General features: G+C 58.9%; 18 protein-coding genes and 1 pseudogene. 7 read left to right on the top strand and 12 right to left on the bottom strand.

Features of this window, described 5'->3' with window-relative positions:
- The first annotated feature begins 7 nt into the window (after positions 1 to 7).
- Positions 8 to 517, top strand: coding sequence for a PTS glucose transporter subunit IIA (gene crr / locus ACLH1U_RS17035; protein WP_000522253.1), 510 nt, complete (start codon positions 8 to 10; stop codon positions 515 to 517).
- Between the two features lie 40 nt (positions 518 to 557).
- Here the strand turns inward: crr and ACLH1U_RS17040 are convergent, their stop codons facing one another.
- Both ACLH1U_RS17040 and pdxK read right to left on the bottom strand, forming a co-directional pair.
- Positions 558 to 797 carry a hypothetical protein gene (locus ACLH1U_RS17040; protein ID WP_044524307.1) on the bottom strand — a complete coding sequence of 80 codons (240 nt, stop codon included), beginning with the start codon at positions 795 to 797 and terminating at the stop codon, positions 558 to 560.
- On the bottom strand, positions 794 to 1,660 hold the full coding sequence (pdxK, locus tag ACLH1U_RS17045; RefSeq protein WP_023290594.1) for a pyridoxine/pyridoxal/pyridoxamine kinase: 867 nt from the start codon (positions 1,658 to 1,660) through the stop codon (positions 794 to 796). Before pdxK ends, ACLH1U_RS17040 begins: the two co-directional genes overlap by 4 nt.
- Before the next feature lie 82 nt (positions 1,661 to 1,742).
- On the opposite strand from pdxK, the gene ptsJ reads away from it, so the two are divergent.
- Both ptsJ and ACLH1U_RS17055 read left to right on the top strand, forming a co-directional pair.
- Positions 1,743 to 3,041, top strand: coding sequence for a transcriptional regulator PtsJ (ptsJ, locus tag ACLH1U_RS17050; protein ID WP_044524308.1), 1,299 nt, complete (start codon positions 1,743 to 1,745; stop codon positions 3,039 to 3,041).
- A 164-nt stretch (positions 3,042 to 3,205) separates the two neighbouring features.
- Positions 3,206 to 3,601 carry a YybH family protein gene (locus ACLH1U_RS17055; protein WP_023290596.1) on the top strand — a complete coding sequence of 132 codons (396 nt, stop codon included), beginning with the start codon at positions 3,206 to 3,208 and terminating at the stop codon, positions 3,599 to 3,601.
- Here the strand turns inward: ACLH1U_RS17055 and cysM are convergent.
- The 5 genes from cysM to cysP form a co-directional block, all read right to left on the bottom strand.
- Positions 3,598 to 4,509 carry a cysteine synthase CysM gene (gene cysM / locus ACLH1U_RS17060; RefSeq protein WP_050533243.1) on the bottom strand — a complete coding sequence of 304 codons (912 nt, stop codon included), beginning with the start codon at positions 4,507 to 4,509 and terminating at the stop codon, positions 3,598 to 3,600. The two genes, ACLH1U_RS17055 and cysM, sit on opposite strands and share 4 nt — an antisense overlap.
- Before the next feature lie 118 nt (positions 4,510 to 4,627).
- On the bottom strand, positions 4,628 to 5,722 hold the full coding sequence (gene cysA, locus ACLH1U_RS17065; protein ID WP_004201991.1) for a sulfate/thiosulfate ABC transporter ATP-binding protein CysA: 1,095 nt from the start codon (positions 5,720 to 5,722) through the stop codon (positions 4,628 to 4,630).
- The gene (cysW, locus tag ACLH1U_RS17070) at positions 5,712 to 6,587 is read right to left on the bottom strand and encodes a sulfate/thiosulfate ABC transporter permease CysW (protein ID WP_004201990.1); all 876 of its coding nucleotides are present in this window, start codon (positions 6,585 to 6,587) and stop codon (positions 5,712 to 5,714) included. Before cysW ends, cysA begins: the two co-directional genes overlap by 11 nt.
- Complete coding sequence (gene cysT / locus ACLH1U_RS17075) at positions 6,587 to 7,420, bottom strand: sulfate/thiosulfate ABC transporter permease CysT (protein ID WP_002913626.1); 834 nt, start codon at positions 7,418 to 7,420, stop codon at positions 6,587 to 6,589. Before cysT ends, cysW begins: the two co-directional genes overlap by 1 nt.
- Positions 7,420 to 8,436, bottom strand: coding sequence for a thiosulfate/sulfate ABC transporter substrate-binding protein CysP (gene cysP / locus ACLH1U_RS17080; protein WP_032444750.1), 1,017 nt, complete (start codon positions 8,434 to 8,436; stop codon positions 7,420 to 7,422). The genes cysT and cysP overlap by 1 nt, the downstream gene beginning before the upstream one ends.
- Positions 8,437 to 8,636: 200 nt before the next feature.
- On the opposite strand from cysP, the pseudogene ACLH1U_RS17085 reads away from it, so the two are divergent.
- A pseudogene (locus ACLH1U_RS17085) lies at positions 8,637 to 9,000 on the top strand (DUF559 domain-containing protein).
- Positions 9,001 to 9,010: 10 nt separating this feature from the next.
- Here ACLH1U_RS17085 and ACLH1U_RS17090 read toward each other — a convergent pair.
- The 4 genes from ACLH1U_RS17090 to ACLH1U_RS17105 all read right to left on the bottom strand — a co-directional run bounded on the left by ACLH1U_RS17090 (position 9,011) and on the right by ACLH1U_RS17105 (position 11,503).
- Positions 9,011 to 9,910 (bottom strand): Dyp-type peroxidase, encoded by a 900-nt coding sequence (locus ACLH1U_RS17090; protein ID WP_023290600.1) that lies wholly within the window; start codon positions 9,908 to 9,910, stop codon positions 9,011 to 9,013.
- Positions 9,911 to 10,004: 94 nt separating this feature from the next.
- On the bottom strand, positions 10,005 to 10,580 hold the full coding sequence (locus ACLH1U_RS17095; protein WP_032453689.1) for an RpoE-regulated lipoprotein: 576 nt from the start codon (positions 10,578 to 10,580) through the stop codon (positions 10,005 to 10,007).
- A 61-nt stretch (positions 10,581 to 10,641) separates the two neighbouring features.
- Positions 10,642 to 11,091, bottom strand: coding sequence for a DUF2919 domain-containing protein (locus tag ACLH1U_RS17100; protein WP_411299354.1), 450 nt, complete (start codon positions 11,089 to 11,091; stop codon positions 10,642 to 10,644).
- Positions 11,078 to 11,503: a GNAT family acetyltransferase gene (locus ACLH1U_RS17105; RefSeq protein ID WP_002913637.1), complete on the bottom strand. Its 426-nt coding sequence runs from the start codon at positions 11,501 to 11,503 to the stop codon at positions 11,078 to 11,080. Before ACLH1U_RS17105 ends, ACLH1U_RS17100 begins: the two co-directional genes overlap by 14 nt.
- 211 nt (positions 11,504 to 11,714) lie before the next feature.
- Between ACLH1U_RS17105 and amiA the strand changes: the two genes are divergently transcribed.
- The gene (gene amiA, locus ACLH1U_RS17110) at positions 11,715 to 12,587 is read left to right on the top strand and encodes an N-acetylmuramoyl-L-alanine amidase AmiA (RefSeq protein ID WP_004201984.1); all 873 of its coding nucleotides are present in this window, start codon (positions 11,715 to 11,717) and stop codon (positions 12,585 to 12,587) included.
- Positions 12,587 to 13,486, top strand: a complete 900-nt coding sequence (gene hemF, locus ACLH1U_RS17115; protein WP_032453691.1) for an oxygen-dependent coproporphyrinogen oxidase — start codon at positions 12,587 to 12,589, stop codon at positions 13,484 to 13,486. The genes amiA and hemF overlap by 1 nt, the downstream gene beginning before the upstream one ends.
- A gap of 54 nt (positions 13,487 to 13,540) precedes the next feature.
- Here the strand turns inward: hemF and maeB are convergent, their stop codons facing one another.
- Positions 13,541 to 15,820, bottom strand: coding sequence for an NADP-dependent oxaloacetate-decarboxylating malate dehydrogenase (gene maeB / locus ACLH1U_RS17120; protein ID WP_023290604.1), 2,280 nt, complete (start codon positions 15,818 to 15,820; stop codon positions 13,541 to 13,543).
- Between the two features lie 294 nt (positions 15,821 to 16,114).
- On the opposite strand from maeB, the gene tal reads away from it, so the two are divergent.
- Positions 16,115 to 17,071, top strand: a complete 957-nt coding sequence (gene tal, locus ACLH1U_RS17125; protein WP_217220447.1) for a transaldolase — start codon at positions 16,115 to 16,117, stop codon at positions 17,069 to 17,071.
- The last annotated feature ends 10 nt before the right edge of the window (positions 17,072 to 17,081 follow it).

Raw genomic sequence — 17,081 nt, forward strand, 5'->3', positions numbered from 1 at the left:
GAAGATCATGGGTTTGTTTGATAAATTGAAATCTCTGGTTTCTGATGACAAGAAAGACACCGGAACTATTGAGATTGTTGCTCCCCTCTCCGGTGAGATCGTCAACATTGAAGACGTGCCGGATGTGGTTTTTGCGGAAAAAATTGTGGGCGATGGGATTGCCATCAAACCGACCGGCAACAAAATGGTCGCGCCGGTAGACGGTACCATTGGTAAAATTTTCGAAACCAACCATGCGTTCTCTATTGAATCTGATAGCGGCATCGAGCTGTTCGTTCACTTCGGTATTGATACCGTTGAACTGAAAGGCGAAGGCTTCAAGCGTATCGCTGAAGAAGGCCAGCGCGTGAAAGTCGGCGACCCGGTTATCGAATTCGATCTGCCGCTGCTGGAAGAGAAAGCCAAGTCGACCCTGACTCCGGTGGTTATCTCCAACATGGACGAGATCAAAGAGCTGATCAAACTGTCCGGTAGCGTGACCGTGGGTGAAACCCCGGTAATCCGCATCAAGAAGTAATATCTGCTGCATAAAAATGGCGCCGAAAGGCGCCATTTTTTTATATCGCGTGGGTCACCGGCTGATAGCATTTTTCGCGGGATAAGATACGCAATCCTTCCGGAGTGCTCTCCAGAATTCGCCGCTCGCTGTCAGAGACCAGCAGTTCACACTGATATCCACCGGCCAGGCCGAACAGCGACCGCGCCACGCAGGCATCCTCCAGCGCCGCCTCTCCTGAAGTATCAAAATGACCAACAATGCGTCCCTGCTGACGGATCACTAACCGATAGCTTTTCATCTCTGTTTCTCCAGCGGCGGCAGGATCAGTTCGTCACATCCCTGCGCGGCAGTCCAGTTCATCACCTCCAGCACGCGCTGGGCGGCTGCCTCCGTCGCAGCACCCAGCGCCAGGCCGGAAAGCAACCCGCTCACCAGCTCGGCGCAGAACAGATCGCCGGTACCCTTTAAATCCGTCTCCACCCGCGGGTGAACCACCACCTCCACCGCATCGGCCGTCACCACCAGCACATTGATCGTCGAATCAGCCTCTCCCGGCGCGCTGGTGATCACCACCCATTTGAGGCTGTCCGACAGCAGGCTACGCGCCGCGGCGACCGCCTCCGGCTGATTGCGACAGCGCTGGCCGCTCAGCGTCTCCAGCTCAAACAGATTAGGGGTGATCCCTTGCGCCAGCGGCAGCAGGTGCTGACGATAGGCGTCCGGGATCTCGGCCTTGACGTAGATGCCGCTGTCGACATCGCCAATCACCGGATCCACCAGAATACAGAGATCGGGATGGCGGTCGCGGACCCGCGTCAGCCACTGCGCCAGACGTTCAATTTGCACGGCGTTGCCCATATAACCGGTGGTCACCGCACGCAGTTCGCGCAACGCGTCGCGCTCCTCCAGCGCCTGCAGGTACCCGACAAACCACTCCTCCGGGATAATGCCGCCATAGAACGTCTCATAATGGGGCGTATTGCTGAACAGCACCGTCGGCACCGCCAGCACGCGCAGACCGTGCTGTTTAATCGCCGGTACCGCGATGCTGTTGCCGACGCTGCCGTAGACTACCTGCGACTGCACGGCGACGATATCGACTTCCGACGCCCGGCTTTTGTCGTGAAAGAGCACTGATTGTATGTCATCTTGCTGGCCCATCTTTTCTCCCCCCGCTGGACAGCGGGTCACGCACTGATTATGATTCGTCCTATGCTAAATTTCATTTTGTCATAGGTCAATAATGTTTGCCGGAAAAACCGCCAGCGATATCTTCGATCATATCCGCCATCTGGTGCAGAGCGGTGGCTTGCAGCCCGGAGAGGTTCTGCCGCCGGTCCGCGAGCTCGCCAGCCAGCTTGCGGTGAATCGCAATACCGTCGCCGCCGCCTATAAACGGCTGGTCACCTCCGGGCTGGCCGTCAGCCAGGGACGAAACGGCACAGCTATCAAAGCACGGGATCCGCTGCCGGCGCTGGAAGGCGGTGACCCCACGACGCCGCTGAACGATCTTTCCAGCGGCAATCCGGATCCAGCCAGACTGCCTGATTTACCACGCTATCTGGGCCAAATTGCCCGCACGCCCCGCCTGTACGGCGATGCCCCCATCGAGCCGCGGCTAGGAGAATGGGCTGAGGCATGGTTTGCCAGGGAGATAACCGTTCCCTTTGCCCTGAATCTCGCCAGCGGGGCGATTGACGCGCTGGAGCGTCTGCTGTGCGCCTTGCTGCTCCCCGGCGACGGCGTGGTGGTTGAAGATCCCTGTTTTCTCAGCAGCATCAATATGGTGCGTTACGCTGGCTTTACCCCCTGCCCGGTGGCGGTGGATGCCGAGGGGATGGATCCAGACGGGCTGGAGGAGGCGTTACGCAACGGCGCGCGGGCGGTGATCTTGACCCCGCGCGCGCACAATCCTACCGGCTGTAGCCTGACGGAAACCCGGGCGCATGCCCTGCGGGAGGTGCTGGCCCGCTATCCGCAGGTGCTGGCGATCGTCGATGACCATTTTGCCCTGCTGTCGGCCACGCCCTGGTTTTCTCCTCTGCCAGCGAGCACCCAACGCTGGGCGGTGGTGCGTTCGATGTCAAAAACCCTCGGGCCAGACCTGCGGCTGGCTTTTATCGCCAGCGATGTCGACACCTCCTCCGCGCTGCGTCTGCGGCTTAACGCCGGCAGCCAGTGGGTCAGCCATCTGCTGCAGGATCTGACGCTGGCCTGTCTCACCGATAAGGCGTTTATCGCCTCGATGACGGAGACCCGCCGTCACTATCGGCAACAGAATGAGAAACTGGCGGCAGCGCTGGCCCGGCACGGCGACAGTCATGCTGCGCCTGGCGATGGCCTCAATTTCTGGCTGCCGCTGCCAACGGCGAGCCAACCCTACGCCTTACGCCTGGCCCGAGCCGGCTGGCTGGTCCGCGAGGGAGAGGTGTTTGGCATCCGTACGCCCTCCCACGGGCTACGCCTGTCGCTGGGCCGCCTGAGCGATGCTGAAATTGCCCGCCTGGCGGCCGATATAGCCCAGGTCTTAAACGCCCCCTGATACAGGCAGTGCGCCGAACGCATCGGGGAGGGATGGCAGCTGTCGACAAATTACTGAAAAAAATAAACGAAAACAGGCGTAGTCTTACCTGCATGACCGGAACGTCGAGACGGATACAACGCTCTCGGTGGCTGACAAATCGCTTACAATAAGGAGCACCAGAGATGCATCACATTGACCTGACGCTAAAAACAGTCATTGAGGCCTGCGACCGCGCTATCTCGCAGGAAGATTACGATACCCTGATGGGCTATTACGCGGAAGACGCCGCGCTGGTCGTCAAACCAGGCATGGTGGTCAGAGGGAAAGAGAATATCCGCAAAGCGTTTATCGCCATTGCCGACTATTTCCAGCACCGGCTGATCGTGACTCAGGGGAAAATGGAGGTCATCGAGGGCGGCGGCAATGCGCTGGTGATTATGGAGACCCGGCTGGATATCCCGACGGCACAGGGGATAACACAGGTTACGCGACGCGCAACCTATGTCTTTCAGAAGCAGGGCGAGCGCTGGCTGTGCACCGTCGATAACTCCTACGGCACCGACCTGCTCGATGATTAAATACCCGCTCCCTGGCTAAAGTGTTCCTCGCCGAACACGCCGGTGGAGAGGTAGCGATCGCCGCGATCGCAGACGATCGCCACCACCACCGCGCCTGGATTTTCACGAGCGATACGTAACGCCCCGGCTACCGCGCCGCCAGAGCTGACGCCGCAGAAAATGCCTTCCTGTACCGCCAGCTGACGCATGGTGTTCTCGGCATCCTGCTGATGAATATCCAGCACCGCATCCACCAGCGAAGCGTTAAAGATCCCCGGCATATACTCTGCCGGCCAGCGGCGTATCCCGGGAATACTGCTGCCCTCCTCCGGCTGCAGGCCGACAATGGTCACCGGTTTACTCTGTTCGCGCAGAAAACGTGACACGCCGGTAATGGTGCCGGTGGTCCCCATACTGGAGACAAAGTGGGTGATACGCCCCTCGGTCTGCTGCCAGATTTCCGGCCCGGTGGTAGTGTAGTGGGCGTAGGGGTTGTCCGGGTTGTTGAACTGATCGAGCAGTTTGCCCTCCCCGCGCTGAGCCATCTCCAGGGCCAGGTCGCGGGCCCCCTCCATCCCCTGCTCTTTGGTGACCAGGATCAGCTCGGCGCCATAGGCGCGCATCGCGGCCCGGCGCTCCTGGCTCATGTTGTCGGGCATCAGCAGCTTCATCCGGTAGCCTTTCAGCGCGGCGATCATCGCTAGCGCGATACCGGTGTTGCCGCTGGTCGCTTCAATTAGCACGTCACCGGGCTGAATTTCGCCCCGCTTTTCCGCTTCAACGATCATCGACAGCGCAGCGCGATCTTTCACCGAACCGGCTGGATTATTGCCTTCAAGTTTGACCCAGATTTCGCTGCCATTGTCCGGCCCCAGACGCTGAAGCCTGACCAGAGGGGTATTGCCGATGGTGTGTTCGAGTGTATTCACGATTTTTACTCAATAAAAAAGCCGGGCGGCGCTTCGCTTACCCGGCCTACCAGACGCGTGATAATTCCAGACCGGGTAAGCACAGCGTCACCCGGCAAAAGCACATGGATTTAAGCTATCAGGCCGACTGCGCCAGAGCAAGCTCGCCGCGCGGCTCGATACGCTCGGTACCGTTGTACAGGCGCGCGTTTTGCAGCCCGACGAACAGCCGTTCGCCGCGGGACGGCGCCTCATCGCCCGTTAACACCACGCTCAGCGGTTCGTCATACCACCCCAGAGGCTGGACGACTAATTGGGTGTAGTGGCCTTTCGGGCTGGCCTCCAGGACCTGCACCGGCAGCGGCGAATCCAGGCTGGTTCGGCGGCTGATGTCCACTTCCCACGGACGCAGGAACAGATCCACCGGCCCCTGGTAAGCCGGGGTATAGCCTAACGGCCAGCGGTGAGCGCCAACGTGGAACTGTCCGCCGCGGATAACCCCCTGCAGGCGATTCACTTCCCCCATGAACTCCAGCACGAAGCGGGTCGACGGCTCACGCCACACGCGTTCAGGCGCATCGGCCTGTTCGATGTTGCCCTGGCTCATCACCACCACCCGGTCGGCAACTTCCATCGCCTCTTCCTGATCGTGGGTGACGAACACGCTGGTAAATTTCAGCTCTTCATGCAGCTGACGCAGCCAGCGGCGCAGCTCTTTACGCACCTGCGCATCCAGCGCGCCGAAAGGTTCATCCAGCAGCAGAATTTGCGGCTCTACCGCCAGGGCGCGCGCCAGCGCCACGCGCTGTTTCTGACCACCGGACAGCTGCGCCGGATAGCGATCCGCCAGGTGAGCCAGTTGCACCATCTCCAGCAGTTTGGTCACTTTGGCTTTAATCGCCGCGGCGTTGGGTCGTTCGCGGCGCGGCAGCACGGTCAGGCCAAAGGCGATGTTATCGAACACCGTCATATGGCGGAACAGCGCATAGTGCTGGAAGACGAAGCCCACTTTACGGTCGCGGGCGTGCATCCGGCTGACGTCGGTACCGTGGAAGCGGATATGACCGCTGGTCTGATGTTCCAGCCCGGCGATAATCCGCAGCAGGGTCGTTTTCCCGGAGCCGGAAGGCCCCAGCAGCGCAACCATTTGTCCGGAAGGGATATCCAGCGAGATATCATTCAGCACCTGGGTGCGACCAAACGATTTCTTAATATTGGCAATCTCAATGCTCATGATTTCCCTCCTGTTGCGCGCGTTTTTCCTGATTGGCCAGACGCCATTGCAACATACTCTTTAAAAACAGGGTCAGAATAGCCATTAACGTCAGCAGGGCCGCGGCGGTAAACGAGCCGACGGTGTTGTAATCCTGCTCCAGTAATTCAATTTGCAGCGGCAGCGACAGCGTTTCTCCGCGGATCGAACCGGAGACCACCGACACCGCGCCGAATTCGCCGATGGCGCGGGCGTTGGTCAACACCACGCCGTACAGCAGCGCCCAGCGAATATTGGGCAGCGTCACCCGGCGGAACATCTGCCAGCCGGAAGCGCCCAGCAAGACCGCCGCCTCATCTTCATGACTGCCCTGACTCATCATCACCGGCACCAGCTCACGCACCACAAACGGACAGGTGACAAAGATCGTCGCCAGCACCATGCCCGGCCAGGCGAACATGATTTGCAGGTTATGCGCATCAAGCCAGCCGCCCAGCGGACCGTTAGAGCCGTAGAACAGCAGATAAACCAGACCGGCTACCACCGGCGAGACAGCGAACGGGATATCCAGCATCGTCAATAGAAGCTGGCGTCCCGGGAACGTAAAGCGCGTGACCAGCCAGGCCAGCAAGGTCCCGAACACCAGGTTCACCGGCACGGTAATCAAGGCGATCATCACCGTCAGCCAGATGGCGTGGAGCATATCCGGATTGGCCAGGTTTTCCAGCACCGGCATTAACCCTTTGCTGAAGGCCTGGATAAAGATGTAAAGCATCGGCACCACGAGGATGAAGGCGGAGACCAGCATCCCGACGCCAATCAGAAACCATTTTCCCCAGTTGATGCGGGGCGCGTCGTAGCGTTTCAATTGAGTAACTTCCGCCATTAGTGACCTACCACGCGTCGACCAAAGCGACTCTGCAGGGTATTGATGGAAAACAGCAGCAGCAGTGAGGCGGCCAGGATCACCGAGGCGATGGCGCTCGCCGCCGGATAGTCAAACTCCTGCAGTCGAATAAAGATCATCAGCGACGTCACTTCCGTCTTCCACGCGATGTTGCCGGCGATAAAAATCACCGCGCCAAATTCGCCGAGGCTGCGGGTAAACGACAGGGCAATGCCCGCCAGCAGCGCTGGCGACAGCTCCGGCAGCACCACCTTGCGGAAGCTCTGCCAGCGCGTAGCGCCCAGCGTTTCCGCTGCTTCTTCATATTCCGGTCCCAGCTCTTCCAGCACCGGCTGCACGGTACGTACCACGAAGGGGATGCTGGTGAACGCCATCGCCACGGCGATACCGAGCCAGGTATAGGTCACTTTAATATCGAACTTCGCCAGCCATTCCCCGTAAATGCCGTTAACCGAAAACAGCGAAGCCAGGGTCAGGCCGGCCACCGCCGTCGGCAGCGCAAACGGCAGATCCATTAAGGCATCCAGCAGCGTGCGGCCCGGAAAACGATAGCGGGTAAGGATCCACGCCATCAGCAGGCCGAAGACGCCGTTAAAAATCGAGGCCACGAACGCCGACAGCAGCGTCACCTTATAGGCCGCCACCACCTGCGGGTTGGTGATCACATCCCAGTACTGCGCCCAGCTCATCTGCGCCAGCTGCATCACCAGCGCGCTGAGCGGTAATAACAAAATCAGACAGACAAACAGCAGGCTGGTGCCGAGGCTCAGGGTAAAGCCCGGCAGCACGCGCTTGGACGACACAGCAAACATTACTTACGCCCCGCCGCCAGCAGTTTGTCCAGTTCGCCGCCGCTGGCGAAGTGGGTTTTCATCACCTCAGGCCAGGAGCCAAACTTGTCCTCCACGCGGAACAGTTCGGTCTGAGGGAATTTATCCTTCAGCGAATCCATCACTTTCGGGTTGTTTACCCGATAGTAGTAGTCGGTAATGATGGTCTGCGCCTGCGGACTGTAGAGCCAGTTCAGATACGCCTTCGCCGCCTTTTCCGTGCCGTTGGCTTTGACGTTTTTATCCACCCAGGCCACCGGGAACTCCGCCAGAATGTTGGTTTTCGGGATCACCACTTCAAATCCCTGCGCCTCATACTGCTTGCGAATATTGTTCACTTCCGACTCGAAGCTGATCAGCACATCGCCCAGGCCGCGCTCAGCGAAGGTGGTGGTCGCCCCGCGTCCGCCGGTGTCGAAGACTTCGACGTTCTTCAGGAACTGGGTCATAAACTGTTCGGTTTTGGCTTTATCGCCGCCGTCGGCTTTATCCGCCGCGCCCCAGGCCGCCAGGTAGGTGTACCGCGCGTTGCCCGAGGTTTTCGGGTTCGGGAAGATCAGCTTAACGTCAGAGCGGACCAGGTCGTTCCAGTCATGAATGTTTTTCGGGTTGCCTTTGCGCACCAGGAAGCCCATCGTCGAATAGAACGGCGAGCTGTTGTTCGGCAGGCGGCTTTGCCAGTCGGCCGGGATCAGGTTGCCTTTGTCATGCAGGATCTGCACGTCCGTCACCTGGTTGTAGGTCACCACGTCCGCCTTCAGGCCCTGCAGGATCGCCAGCGCCTGCTTGGACGAGCCAGCATGCGACTGCTTGATGGTCAGCTTGTCCCCGCCATTGTCCTTCGCCCACTGCTGCTCAAAAGGCGGGTTAAGGGCGGCAAACAGCTCGCGGGAGACATCATAGGAGCTGTTCAGCAGCTCCGTCGCCTGCGCCTGCGCCACCAGCAGCATGGAAGCCGCCAGCGCCAGATATCCTTTTTTCAGTGATTTAACGGCCATTGCGCACCCTTATCAAAAATGATCATTTACTGATGATCATCATATTTATAACGGGTACGAAAGGAGTAACGGTTTTATATACCGTTTGGCGATTTGGAAGTCGAAAAGGGAATAAGCACCTGGCAAAGCTTAGCTGAAAGCGGCTGGCAAATAAGGTGATGAAATCGGACGAGGGGCGAACAGCGTGGCACACTTTGTTAATGGAAAACAGCACAAATTACGCCCGGCAGTTGCGCCGCCACCTGACGCCGCAGGAGCGCCGCCTGTGGCACCAGCTGCGCGATCGCCGTTTTGCCAGCTACAAGTTTCACCGCCAGCATCCCGCTGGACCCTATATTCAAGATTTCGCCTGGTGATTGAGCTCGACGGCGGCCAGGATGACAGCCGGACTGAATACGATGCCCGCCGCACAACATGGCTTAAGCAGCAAGGCTGGACCGTTTACGCTTCTGGAAAATCGAGTATGACCGGAACGAAACCGGCGTGCTGCAGGTGATCCTGCGCACGCACGAGCAACTTTCCCCCTCACCCCGGCCCTCTCCCTCAGGGAGAGGGTTAGGGTGAAGGGAAAGCATTACAGCGCCTGAATACGCTCCAGGGACGGCGCGAAGTAATAGCCGCCGGTCACCGGTTTGGTGAAGCGCAGCATCGCGTCGCGTTTGCCGTCGGTATCGCCGAACATGCTCAGCAGCTGCTGCTCGATGTTGTACAGACGCGCGCAGTAGGCGCAAAAATAGAGGCCATGGGTACCGCTGGCGGTGCCATACGGCAGGCTCTGGCGGACGATTTTCAGCCCTTTGCCATCTTCTTTTAAGTCAACGCGGCTCAGGTGAGACGTGACCGGACGTGCGTCGCCATCGATCTCTTCGTTGGCATCCTTGGTGCGGCCAATCATCATCTCCTGATCCGGCACGCTCATGCGGTTCAGCTGTTTGAGATTATGCTCCCAGCGCTGGACGAATACGTAGCTGCCGCCCGCGTCCACGCCGTCTTTGATCACCGCCACTTCACGACGGGTTTCTTCCCCCGCCGGGTTTTCGGTGCCGTCGACGAAGCCGCTGAGGTCACGCTCTTCCACCCAGCGGAAGCCGTGGATCTCTTCTTTCACCTCGATAGCGTCGCCAAAGGCGGCCAGCGCGGCCTGCGCCACCGAGAAGTTCACTTCATGGCGGGCGGATAAAATATGAATCAGCAGGTCATACTGGGTGGATGGCGCCAGCCCTTTGCCGTAGACCGGAAAATCTTTTAACTCCTCCGCCCCTTCGCCGCCGCTCAGCTGACGCCAGACGGTATTGCCGAACGCCACCACCGCACCGAGTTTAGCGTCAGGGAATTTAGCCTGGAAGGTGGCCACGTTATCGACAAAATTTTTGCTCGCTTCGCGCAGGGCGTTAACGTCCCCTTTGATATTGGCTTCAATCCAAATCGCCGCGCGGCAATGTTCCGGCAAAATGCCGCTCTGAACCTGAGACATCGCTCCTCCTGAAATGATGCAACTACAACGCTGTCGCGTTGCTAACGCGCCATTGTAACCGTTTTTCAGGGCCATCGTGTCTCTTCAGATCAATTTAGCGACGCCAGATAATTTTGCTGACCTTCCAGTTTTTCAGCGTATCGTCGGAGGGCATCAGCTCCTCCGGGCCGCTCCAGTGACCGGTGAAGGCGTAACTGATATGCTGGCTCCCCTCGGCCTGACACTCGACGACCGCGCCATTGTCATTGCTGCCTTTCTGGCAGTTGCCGAAGGCTTTGCTGTACAGGTCGCTGAACGGTGTGCCGATTTTCACGCCGCTGGCGGTTTTGATTTCGGCATCGCGCACGTCAATCCGGCTGATGGCGCCGTTGTCGCCATTGATGGTCAGCGCCACGCTGTTGTCTTTCAGCGCTTCAAAGTAGTGGACGATATTCCCCTTATCGGTCTTCATTCCGCTGCGCAAACGGTAGTCGCTCCCCAGCGCATCGCTAATGGCCTGTTCGTTGAGCGGCGTGGACGCCGTCAGTTTCCCCACCCCCTGCTCGGTCACCTCGGTGGAAGAACCAAACCAGTTCCACGGATAGGCCGCCGACCAGTTGACCGCGCTCATCGTTGAGCAGCCGGTCAGCGCCAGCGGAAGCGCGCAGAGCATTACACGTAGCGATTTCATATCACAATCCTTTCTGAGTCATTCAACGCATGTTGGAGTTCACGATCGGCAAAAAGTGCCATTAAAAGGTGGTCTGGCGAAAACAGGCGCCGAGGCGACGGCTGGTCGCCAGCCACCACAGGGCATAACCATCCGCCGCCAGCAGTGCGATGGTCAGCGAGGAGGGAGATTCGCCGCTCAGCCATAGCATCGGCTGCCACAGCAAGAGCAGCACTTGCGATAACACCAGCAGCCAGCGCATCGCCCGCCACAGGCGCGGCAGGCGCTGACGATAGCCGCTAAGCAGAAAGGCCAGCACCGCCGGCACGCCGGGGAGTAGACCGAGCCAGAAGCGGTCGTGATCGGGATAGAACAGATTTAGAATCGCGTCGCCCTGCTGACGCGACGCGCCGGCCATCAAGAACAGCACCCAGGTGCGGGCCTGTAACAACAGCACGCACCAGAAAAGGAAAGGCAGACGCAGACGGCCATGGGCATCAAAATCGGCGGGGATAAACTCAGTATTCTTCATCTTCAATCAGGCGTTTGCCCAGGGTCAGAACATCGGCGTACTCATAGCCCAGCCGCTCGTACATCCCCTGCACCACGTCGTTGTCCTCGCGGACCATAATATTGATTTTCGGGCAGCCGCGAGCAATCAGCTTTTTCTCCAGACGGTTGAGCAGCGCGTTCGCGATCCCCCGACCGCGATATTCCGGATGGACGCCCAGATAGTAGGCCGACCCGCGATGGCCGTCATATCCGCCCATCACCGTACCGACGACTTCGCCGTTCACTTCCGCCACCAGGAACAGACTGACATCGTGATTCAGCTTGCGCTCAATATCCATCTCCGGATCGTTCCAGGGACGCAGCAGATCGCAACGCTCCCACAGCGTCACAACCTCTTCGAAATCCTGCTGGCGAAAAACGCGAATCTCCATGGTATTCCCCACCATTGACGGTTAAAAACAGTGATTATGGCGCGAATATGACTGATAGCCAATATCAGGCGAAATCAGCGACAAAAAATGGCATAATATGACTTTGTCATGTATTGAAATGAAAAGTAAAACAATTCTTATTTTGAATGGTCGTAACGGCAAACGCGATACGATATAACATTGGACATCACTTGTTTACAATTCAGGCCGAATGAGCACTTTTAAACCCTTAAAAATACTTGCTTCGCGCCGTCAGGTGCTGAAAGCCGGGCTGGCTGCCATGACGCTGAGCGGCGTCACTGCACAGGTCAGCGCAAAAGAGCAGCCACTGAAAACATCAAATGGACACAGCAAACCCGCCGCCAAAAAGGCCGGCGCACGCCGCATTGTGATGCTCGACCCGGGCCACGGCGGCATCGACACCGGGGCTATCGGCCATAACGGCTCGAAAGAGAAGCATGTGGTGCTGGCCATCGCTAAGAACGTGCGCAGCATCTTGCGCAGCAACGGCATTGACGCCCGCCTGACCCGCACCGGCGATACCTTTATCCCGCTGTATGACCGCGTGGAGATTGCCCATCAGCACGGCGCCGATCTGTTTATGTCGATCCACGCCGATGGCTTCACCAACCCGAGCGCTGCCGGCGCCTCGGTGTTCGCTCTGTCAAACCGCGGCGCCAGTAGCGCCATGGCGAAATACCTCTCCGATCGCGAAAACCGCGCCGACGAGGTCGCCGGTAAGAAAGCGACGGATAAAGACCATCTGCTGCAGCAGGTGCTGTTCGATCTGGTACAGACCGACACCATTAAAAACAGCCTGACGCTGGGCTCGCATATCCTGAAAAAGATCAAGCCGGTGCATAAGCTGCACAGCCGGAATACCGAACAGGCGGCGTTCGTGGTGCTGAAGTCGCCGTCCATACCGTCCGTGCTGGTGGAAACCTCGTTCATTACGAACCCGAACGAGGAAAAACTGCTCGGCACCACCGCCTTCCGGCAGAAAATCGCCACCGCGATTGCCAACGGCATTATCAGCTATTTCCACTGGTTCGATAACCAGAAAGCCCATTCGAAGAGACGTTAATGAAACCCGATGCCGCGCAGGTTAAAACTTTTCTGCTCCAGCTGCAGGACAGCCTCTGTCAGCAGCTAAGCGCCGTGGATGGCGCGCCGTTTATTGAAGACGCCTGGCAGCGGGAAGGCGGCGGCGGCGGACGCAGCCGGGTGCTGCGCGACGGCAATGTGTTCGAGCAGGCGGGGGTCAACTTTTCCCATGTCCATGGCGACGCCATGCCAGCCTCCGCCACCGCCCACCGCCCGGAGCTGGCCGGACGCAGCTTTGAAGCCATGGGCGTCTCGCTGGTGGTCCATCCGCTGAACCCCTATGTGCCCACCAGCCACGCCAACGTGCGGTTCTTTATTGCCGAAAAGCCTGGCGCCGAGCCAGTGTGGTGGTTCGGGGGCGGCTTTGATTTAACCCCCTACTACGGCTTTGAAGAGGATGCCGTCCACTGGCATCGTACCGCCCGCGATCTGTGTCTGCCGTTCGGCGAAGCCGTCTATCCGCGCTATAAAAAATGGTGCGATGATTATTTCTATCTGAAGCACCGCCAGGAACAGCGCGGGATTGGCGGTCTGTTCTTTGACGACCTGAACACCCCGGATTTTGACCACTGCTTCGCCTTTATGCAGGCAGTGGGTAACGGTTACGCTGACGCCTATTTACCCATCGTCGAACGCCGAAAAGCCACGCCGTACGGCGAGCGTGAGCGCCATTTTCAGCTCTATCGCCGCGGCCGCTACGTCGAATTCAATCTGGTCTGGGACCGTGGTACCCTGTTCGGTCTGCAGACCGGCGGTAGGACGGAATCTATTCTGATGTCGATGCCGCCGCTGGTACGCTGGGAATATGATTACCAGCCGGAGGCCGGCAGCCCTGAGGCGGCGCTGAACGAGTTTATTAAAGTGAAAGCCTGGATCTGAGCGACGCCAAATCAGACCAAAAAGCCCCGGAGTACCGGGGCTTTTTTATGACGTTTACAGCGGTTCGGTTTGCGCTTCGACAACCGCCAGCGCCACCATATTCACGATGCGACGCACAGAGGCGATCGGCGTCAGGATATGCACCGGCTTCGCTACCCCCATCAGCACCGGCCCGACGGTGACCCCTTCCGAACTGGAGACGCGCAGCAGGTTATAGCTGATCCGGGCGGCTTCCATATTCGGCATCACCAGAATATTGGCCGACCCCTTCAGCGGGCTGTCCGGCATGCGATCGTTGCGAATGCTTTCCACCAGCGCGGCGTCGCCATGCATTTCGCCATCGATCATCAGCTCCGGCGCGCGCGCCTTCACCAGCTCAAGGGTTCTGCGCATCTTGCTGGCGGACGGGCAGTCGGCAGAGCCAAAGTTGGAATGTGACAGCAACGCCACCCGCGGTTCGATACCAAAGCGACGCACGCTTTCCGCCGCCATCAGGGTGATCTCCGCCAGCTCTTCCGGCGATGGATCGTGATTGACATAGGTGTCAGCGATAAAGGTGTTGCCGCTCGGCAGCAGCAGCGCGTTCATCGCCCCGGCGGTGCTGACGCCGTCGCGATAGCCGAACAGCGGCTGCACCACGCGGTAGTGGTCGTGGTACTCGCCAATGGTGCCGCAGATCATCGCATCCGCTTCGCCACGGTGAACCATGATGGCGCCAATCACCGTGGTGTTGCTAATCACCGCCCGCTGCGCCTGCTCCTGGGTAATGCCGCGGCGTTTCATCAGCTGGTAGTACTCGCTCCAGTACTCTTTAAACCGCGGGTCGGATTCATTATTGACGATCTCGAAGTCAACGCCGGCCTTGATCTGCAGGCCCAGCTTCTGGATGCGCATTTCAATCACGCTCGGGCGCCCCACCAGAATCGGTTTGGCCAGCCCCAGCGACACCAGCTCCTGGGTGGCGTGCAGCACCCGGGTCTCCTCCCCTTCCGCCAGCACCACGCGCTTCGGCTCTTTGCGCGCCTGAGAGAAGATTGGCTTCATAAACAGGTTGGTCTTATAGACGAACTCGCTCAGCTTCTCGATATAGGCGTCAAAATCGGCGATCGGGCGCGTCGCCACGCCGGAGTCCATCGCCGCCTTCGCCACCGCGGGGGCGATCTTGACGATCAGCCGCGGATCGAACGGTTTCGGAATAATGTAGTCCGGGCCAAAGCTTAAATCCTGATCGCCGTAGGCGGAGGCCACCACTTCGCTCTGCTCGGCGTGGGCCAGCTCGGCAATGGCATGCACCGCCGCCAGCTTCATCTCTTCGTTGATCGCCGTCGCGCCGACGTCCAGCGCGCCGCGGAAGATGAACGGGAAGCAGAGGACGTTGTTGACCTGGTTAGGGTAGTCGGAGCGGCCGGTGCAGATGATGGCGTCATCGCGGACCTGCTTCGCCAGCGGCGGCAGAATTTCCGGCTCCGGGTTGGCCAGGGCGAGGATCAGCGGCGCGCGCGCCATCTTCTTCACCATCTCCGGGGTCAGCACTTTCGGACCGGAGCAGCCGAGGAAAATGTCCGCGCCGTCGATCACGTCATCGAGGGTGCGTTTGCCGTCGTCTTCCACTGCGTAGGCCGCTTTGGTTTCCGCCATGTTCGGCTCACGATCCTTATAGATAACGCCTTTCGAATCGCAGACCACGATGTTGTGCTTTTGCATCCCCAGCGCCACCAGCAGGTTCATGCAGGCGATAGCCGCCGCCCCCGCGCCGGAGACCACCATCCGCACGTCGGACAGATTCTTCTCAACGACACGCAGGCCGTTGAGGATCGCCGCGGTGCTGATGATCGCCGTGCCGTGCTGATCGTCATGGAACACCGGAATATTCATCCGCTCGCGCAGCTGCTGCTCAATGTAGAAACACTCCGGCGCTTTAATATCTTCGAGGTTGATGCCGCCGAAGGTCGGCTCGAGGGCGGCGACGACGTTAATGAATTTGTCCGGGTCCAGCTCATCGACTTCGATATCAAACACATCGATGCCGGCAAATTTCTTAAACAGGACGCCTTTGCCCTCCATTACCGGTTTGCCGGCCAGGGCGCCGATGTTGCCAAGCCCCAGCACCGCGGTGCCGTTGGAGACGACCGCCACCAGGTTGCCGCGAGCGGTATATTTGTAGGCCGCCAGCGGATCTTTTTCGATTTCCAGACAGGGGGCCGCGACGCCCGGCGAGTAGGCCAGTGCCAGATCGCGTTGGGTGGCGAGAGGTTTGGTCGGCGAGACCTGGATTTTTCCGGGAACCGGAAATTCGTGGAAGTCGAGGGCGCTCTGTTTTAACTGCTCATCCATTTTATATTCCTTTCTTTCACGTATCGTTCGTAGGGAAAAAGCGTGATGACCATCCTGTCGTTCACCTTTCAGTGGCAGACAGTATCCCTCCTGGCGGGGCGATAAACTTTGAACACCGCCAAACTCTGGCCATCGCTATGATCTGGTTGTTATCAATTTATAGCGGTTATGTTACCCGGATTCGCCGCCAATAATAGCCCCGTCTGCTATGCTTTTTGGTTATGTACCTCATCAATATTTATACCGCATACCGGCAAGCACTCATGTAACACCTTGTTCCAGGAGGACTTATCCATGAATCAGCTAGACAGTATTAAGCAGTTCACCACCGTGGTCGCCGACAGCGGCGACATCGAATCCATCCGCCACTACCATCCGGAAGATGCCACCACCAACCCCTCCCTGCTGCTGAAGGCCGCCGGGCTGGGGTCCTATAGCGGACTCATCGACGACGCGATCGCCTGGGCCAAAAAGCAAGGAGGCAGCCGCGAAGCGCAGGTAACTCACGCCTGCGATAAGCTGGCGGTCAATTTTGGCGCGGAGATCCTCAAAAGCATTCCTGGCCGTGTCTCCACCGAGGTGGACGCCCGGCTCTCCTTCAACCGGGAGAAGAGTATCGAGAAGGCGCGCCATCTGGTGGCGCTGTATCAGGAGATGGGCATTGATAAGTCACGGATCCTGATCAAGCTGGCCTCCACCTGGGAGGGGATCCGCGCCGCCGAAACGCTGGAAAAAGAGGGGATCCACTGCAACCTGACGCTGCTGTTTTCCTTCGCCCAGGCCCGGGCCTGCGCCGAAGCCGGGGTCTATCTGATCTCCCCTTTCGTCGGGCGTATTTATGACTGGTATCAGGCGCGCAAACCGCTGGATCCTTACGTGGTTGAGGAAGATCCAGGAGTGAAATCCGTGCGCAATATCTATGACTACTTCAAACAGCATAAATACAACACCATCGTGATGGGCGCCAGCTTCCGCCGCACCGAGCAGATCCTCGCCCTGGTCGGCTGCGACCGCCTGACCATCGCCCCGCCTTTATTAAAAGAGCTGCAGGCCAGCGACGCCCCGGTGGTGCGCAAACTGATCCCTGCCAGCCAGATCCTGCCGCGCCCGGTGCCGCTCAGCGAGGCGGAGTTCCGCTGGGAACATAATCAGGATCCTATGGCGGTCGAAAAGCTGGCGGAGGGTATCCGCCTGTTCGCCGTCGATCAACGCAAACTGGAAGATCTGCTTGCCGCCAAACTGTCACTTTAGTCTCACGGAG

The sequence above is a fragment of the Klebsiella sp. 1SOBk5mer genome (genome assembly GCF_046603115.1).
GTDB classification, from domain to species: domain Bacteria; phylum Pseudomonadota; class Gammaproteobacteria; order Enterobacterales; family Enterobacteriaceae; genus Klebsiella; species Klebsiella quasipneumoniae.

Excerpts from the sequence above, each read along its gene's own strand:
- ACLH1U_RS17105 (WP_002913637.1), bottom strand. The coding sequence starts at position 11,503 with ATGGAGATTCGCGTTTTTCGCCAGCAGGATTTCGAAGAGGTTGTGACG.
- hemF (WP_032453691.1), top strand. The coding sequence starts at position 12,587 with ATGAAACCCGATGCCGCGCAGGTTAAAACTTTTCTGCTCCAGCTGCAG.
- amiA (WP_004201984.1), top strand. The coding sequence starts at position 11,715 with ATGAGCACTTTTAAACCCTTAAAAATACTTGCTTCGCGCCGTCAGGTG.
- ACLH1U_RS17100 (WP_411299354.1), bottom strand. The coding sequence starts at position 11,091 with ATGAAGAATACTGAGTTTATCCCCGCCGATTTTGATGCCCATGGCCGT.
- ACLH1U_RS17040 (WP_044524307.1), bottom strand. The coding sequence starts at position 797 with ATGAAAAGCTATCGGTTAGTGATCCGTCAGCAGGGACGCATTGTTGGT.
- tal (WP_217220447.1), top strand. The coding sequence starts at position 16,115 with ATGAATCAGCTAGACAGTATTAAGCAGTTCACCACCGTGGTCGCCGAC.
- pdxK (WP_023290594.1), bottom strand. The coding sequence starts at position 1,660 with ATGGGCCAGCAAGATGACATACAATCAGTGCTCTTTCACGACAAAAGC.
- cysT (WP_002913626.1), bottom strand. The coding sequence starts at position 7,420 with ATGTTTGCTGTGTCGTCCAAGCGCGTGCTGCCGGGCTTTACCCTGAGC.
- cysW (WP_004201990.1), bottom strand. The coding sequence starts at position 6,587 with ATGGCGGAAGTTACTCAATTGAAACGCTACGACGCGCCCCGCATCAAC.
- maeB (WP_023290604.1), bottom strand. The coding sequence starts at position 15,820 with ATGGATGAGCAGTTAAAACAGAGCGCCCTCGACTTCCACGAATTTCCG.
- ACLH1U_RS17090 (WP_023290600.1), bottom strand. The coding sequence starts at position 9,910 with ATGTCTCAGGTTCAGAGCGGCATTTTGCCGGAACATTGCCGCGCGGCG.
- ptsJ (WP_044524308.1), top strand. The coding sequence starts at position 1,743 with ATGTTTGCCGGAAAAACCGCCAGCGATATCTTCGATCATATCCGCCAT.
- cysP (WP_032444750.1), bottom strand. The coding sequence starts at position 8,436 with ATGGCCGTTAAATCACTGAAAAAAGGATATCTGGCGCTGGCGGCTTCC.
- ACLH1U_RS17095 (WP_032453689.1), bottom strand. The coding sequence starts at position 10,580 with ATGAAATCGCTACGTGTAATGCTCTGCGCGCTTCCGCTGGCGCTGACC.
- ACLH1U_RS17055 (WP_023290596.1), top strand. The coding sequence starts at position 3,206 with ATGCATCACATTGACCTGACGCTAAAAACAGTCATTGAGGCCTGCGAC.
- crr (WP_000522253.1), top strand. The coding sequence starts at position 8 with ATGGGTTTGTTTGATAAATTGAAATCTCTGGTTTCTGATGACAAGAAA.
- cysA (WP_004201991.1), bottom strand. The coding sequence starts at position 5,722 with ATGAGCATTGAGATTGCCAATATTAAGAAATCGTTTGGTCGCACCCAG.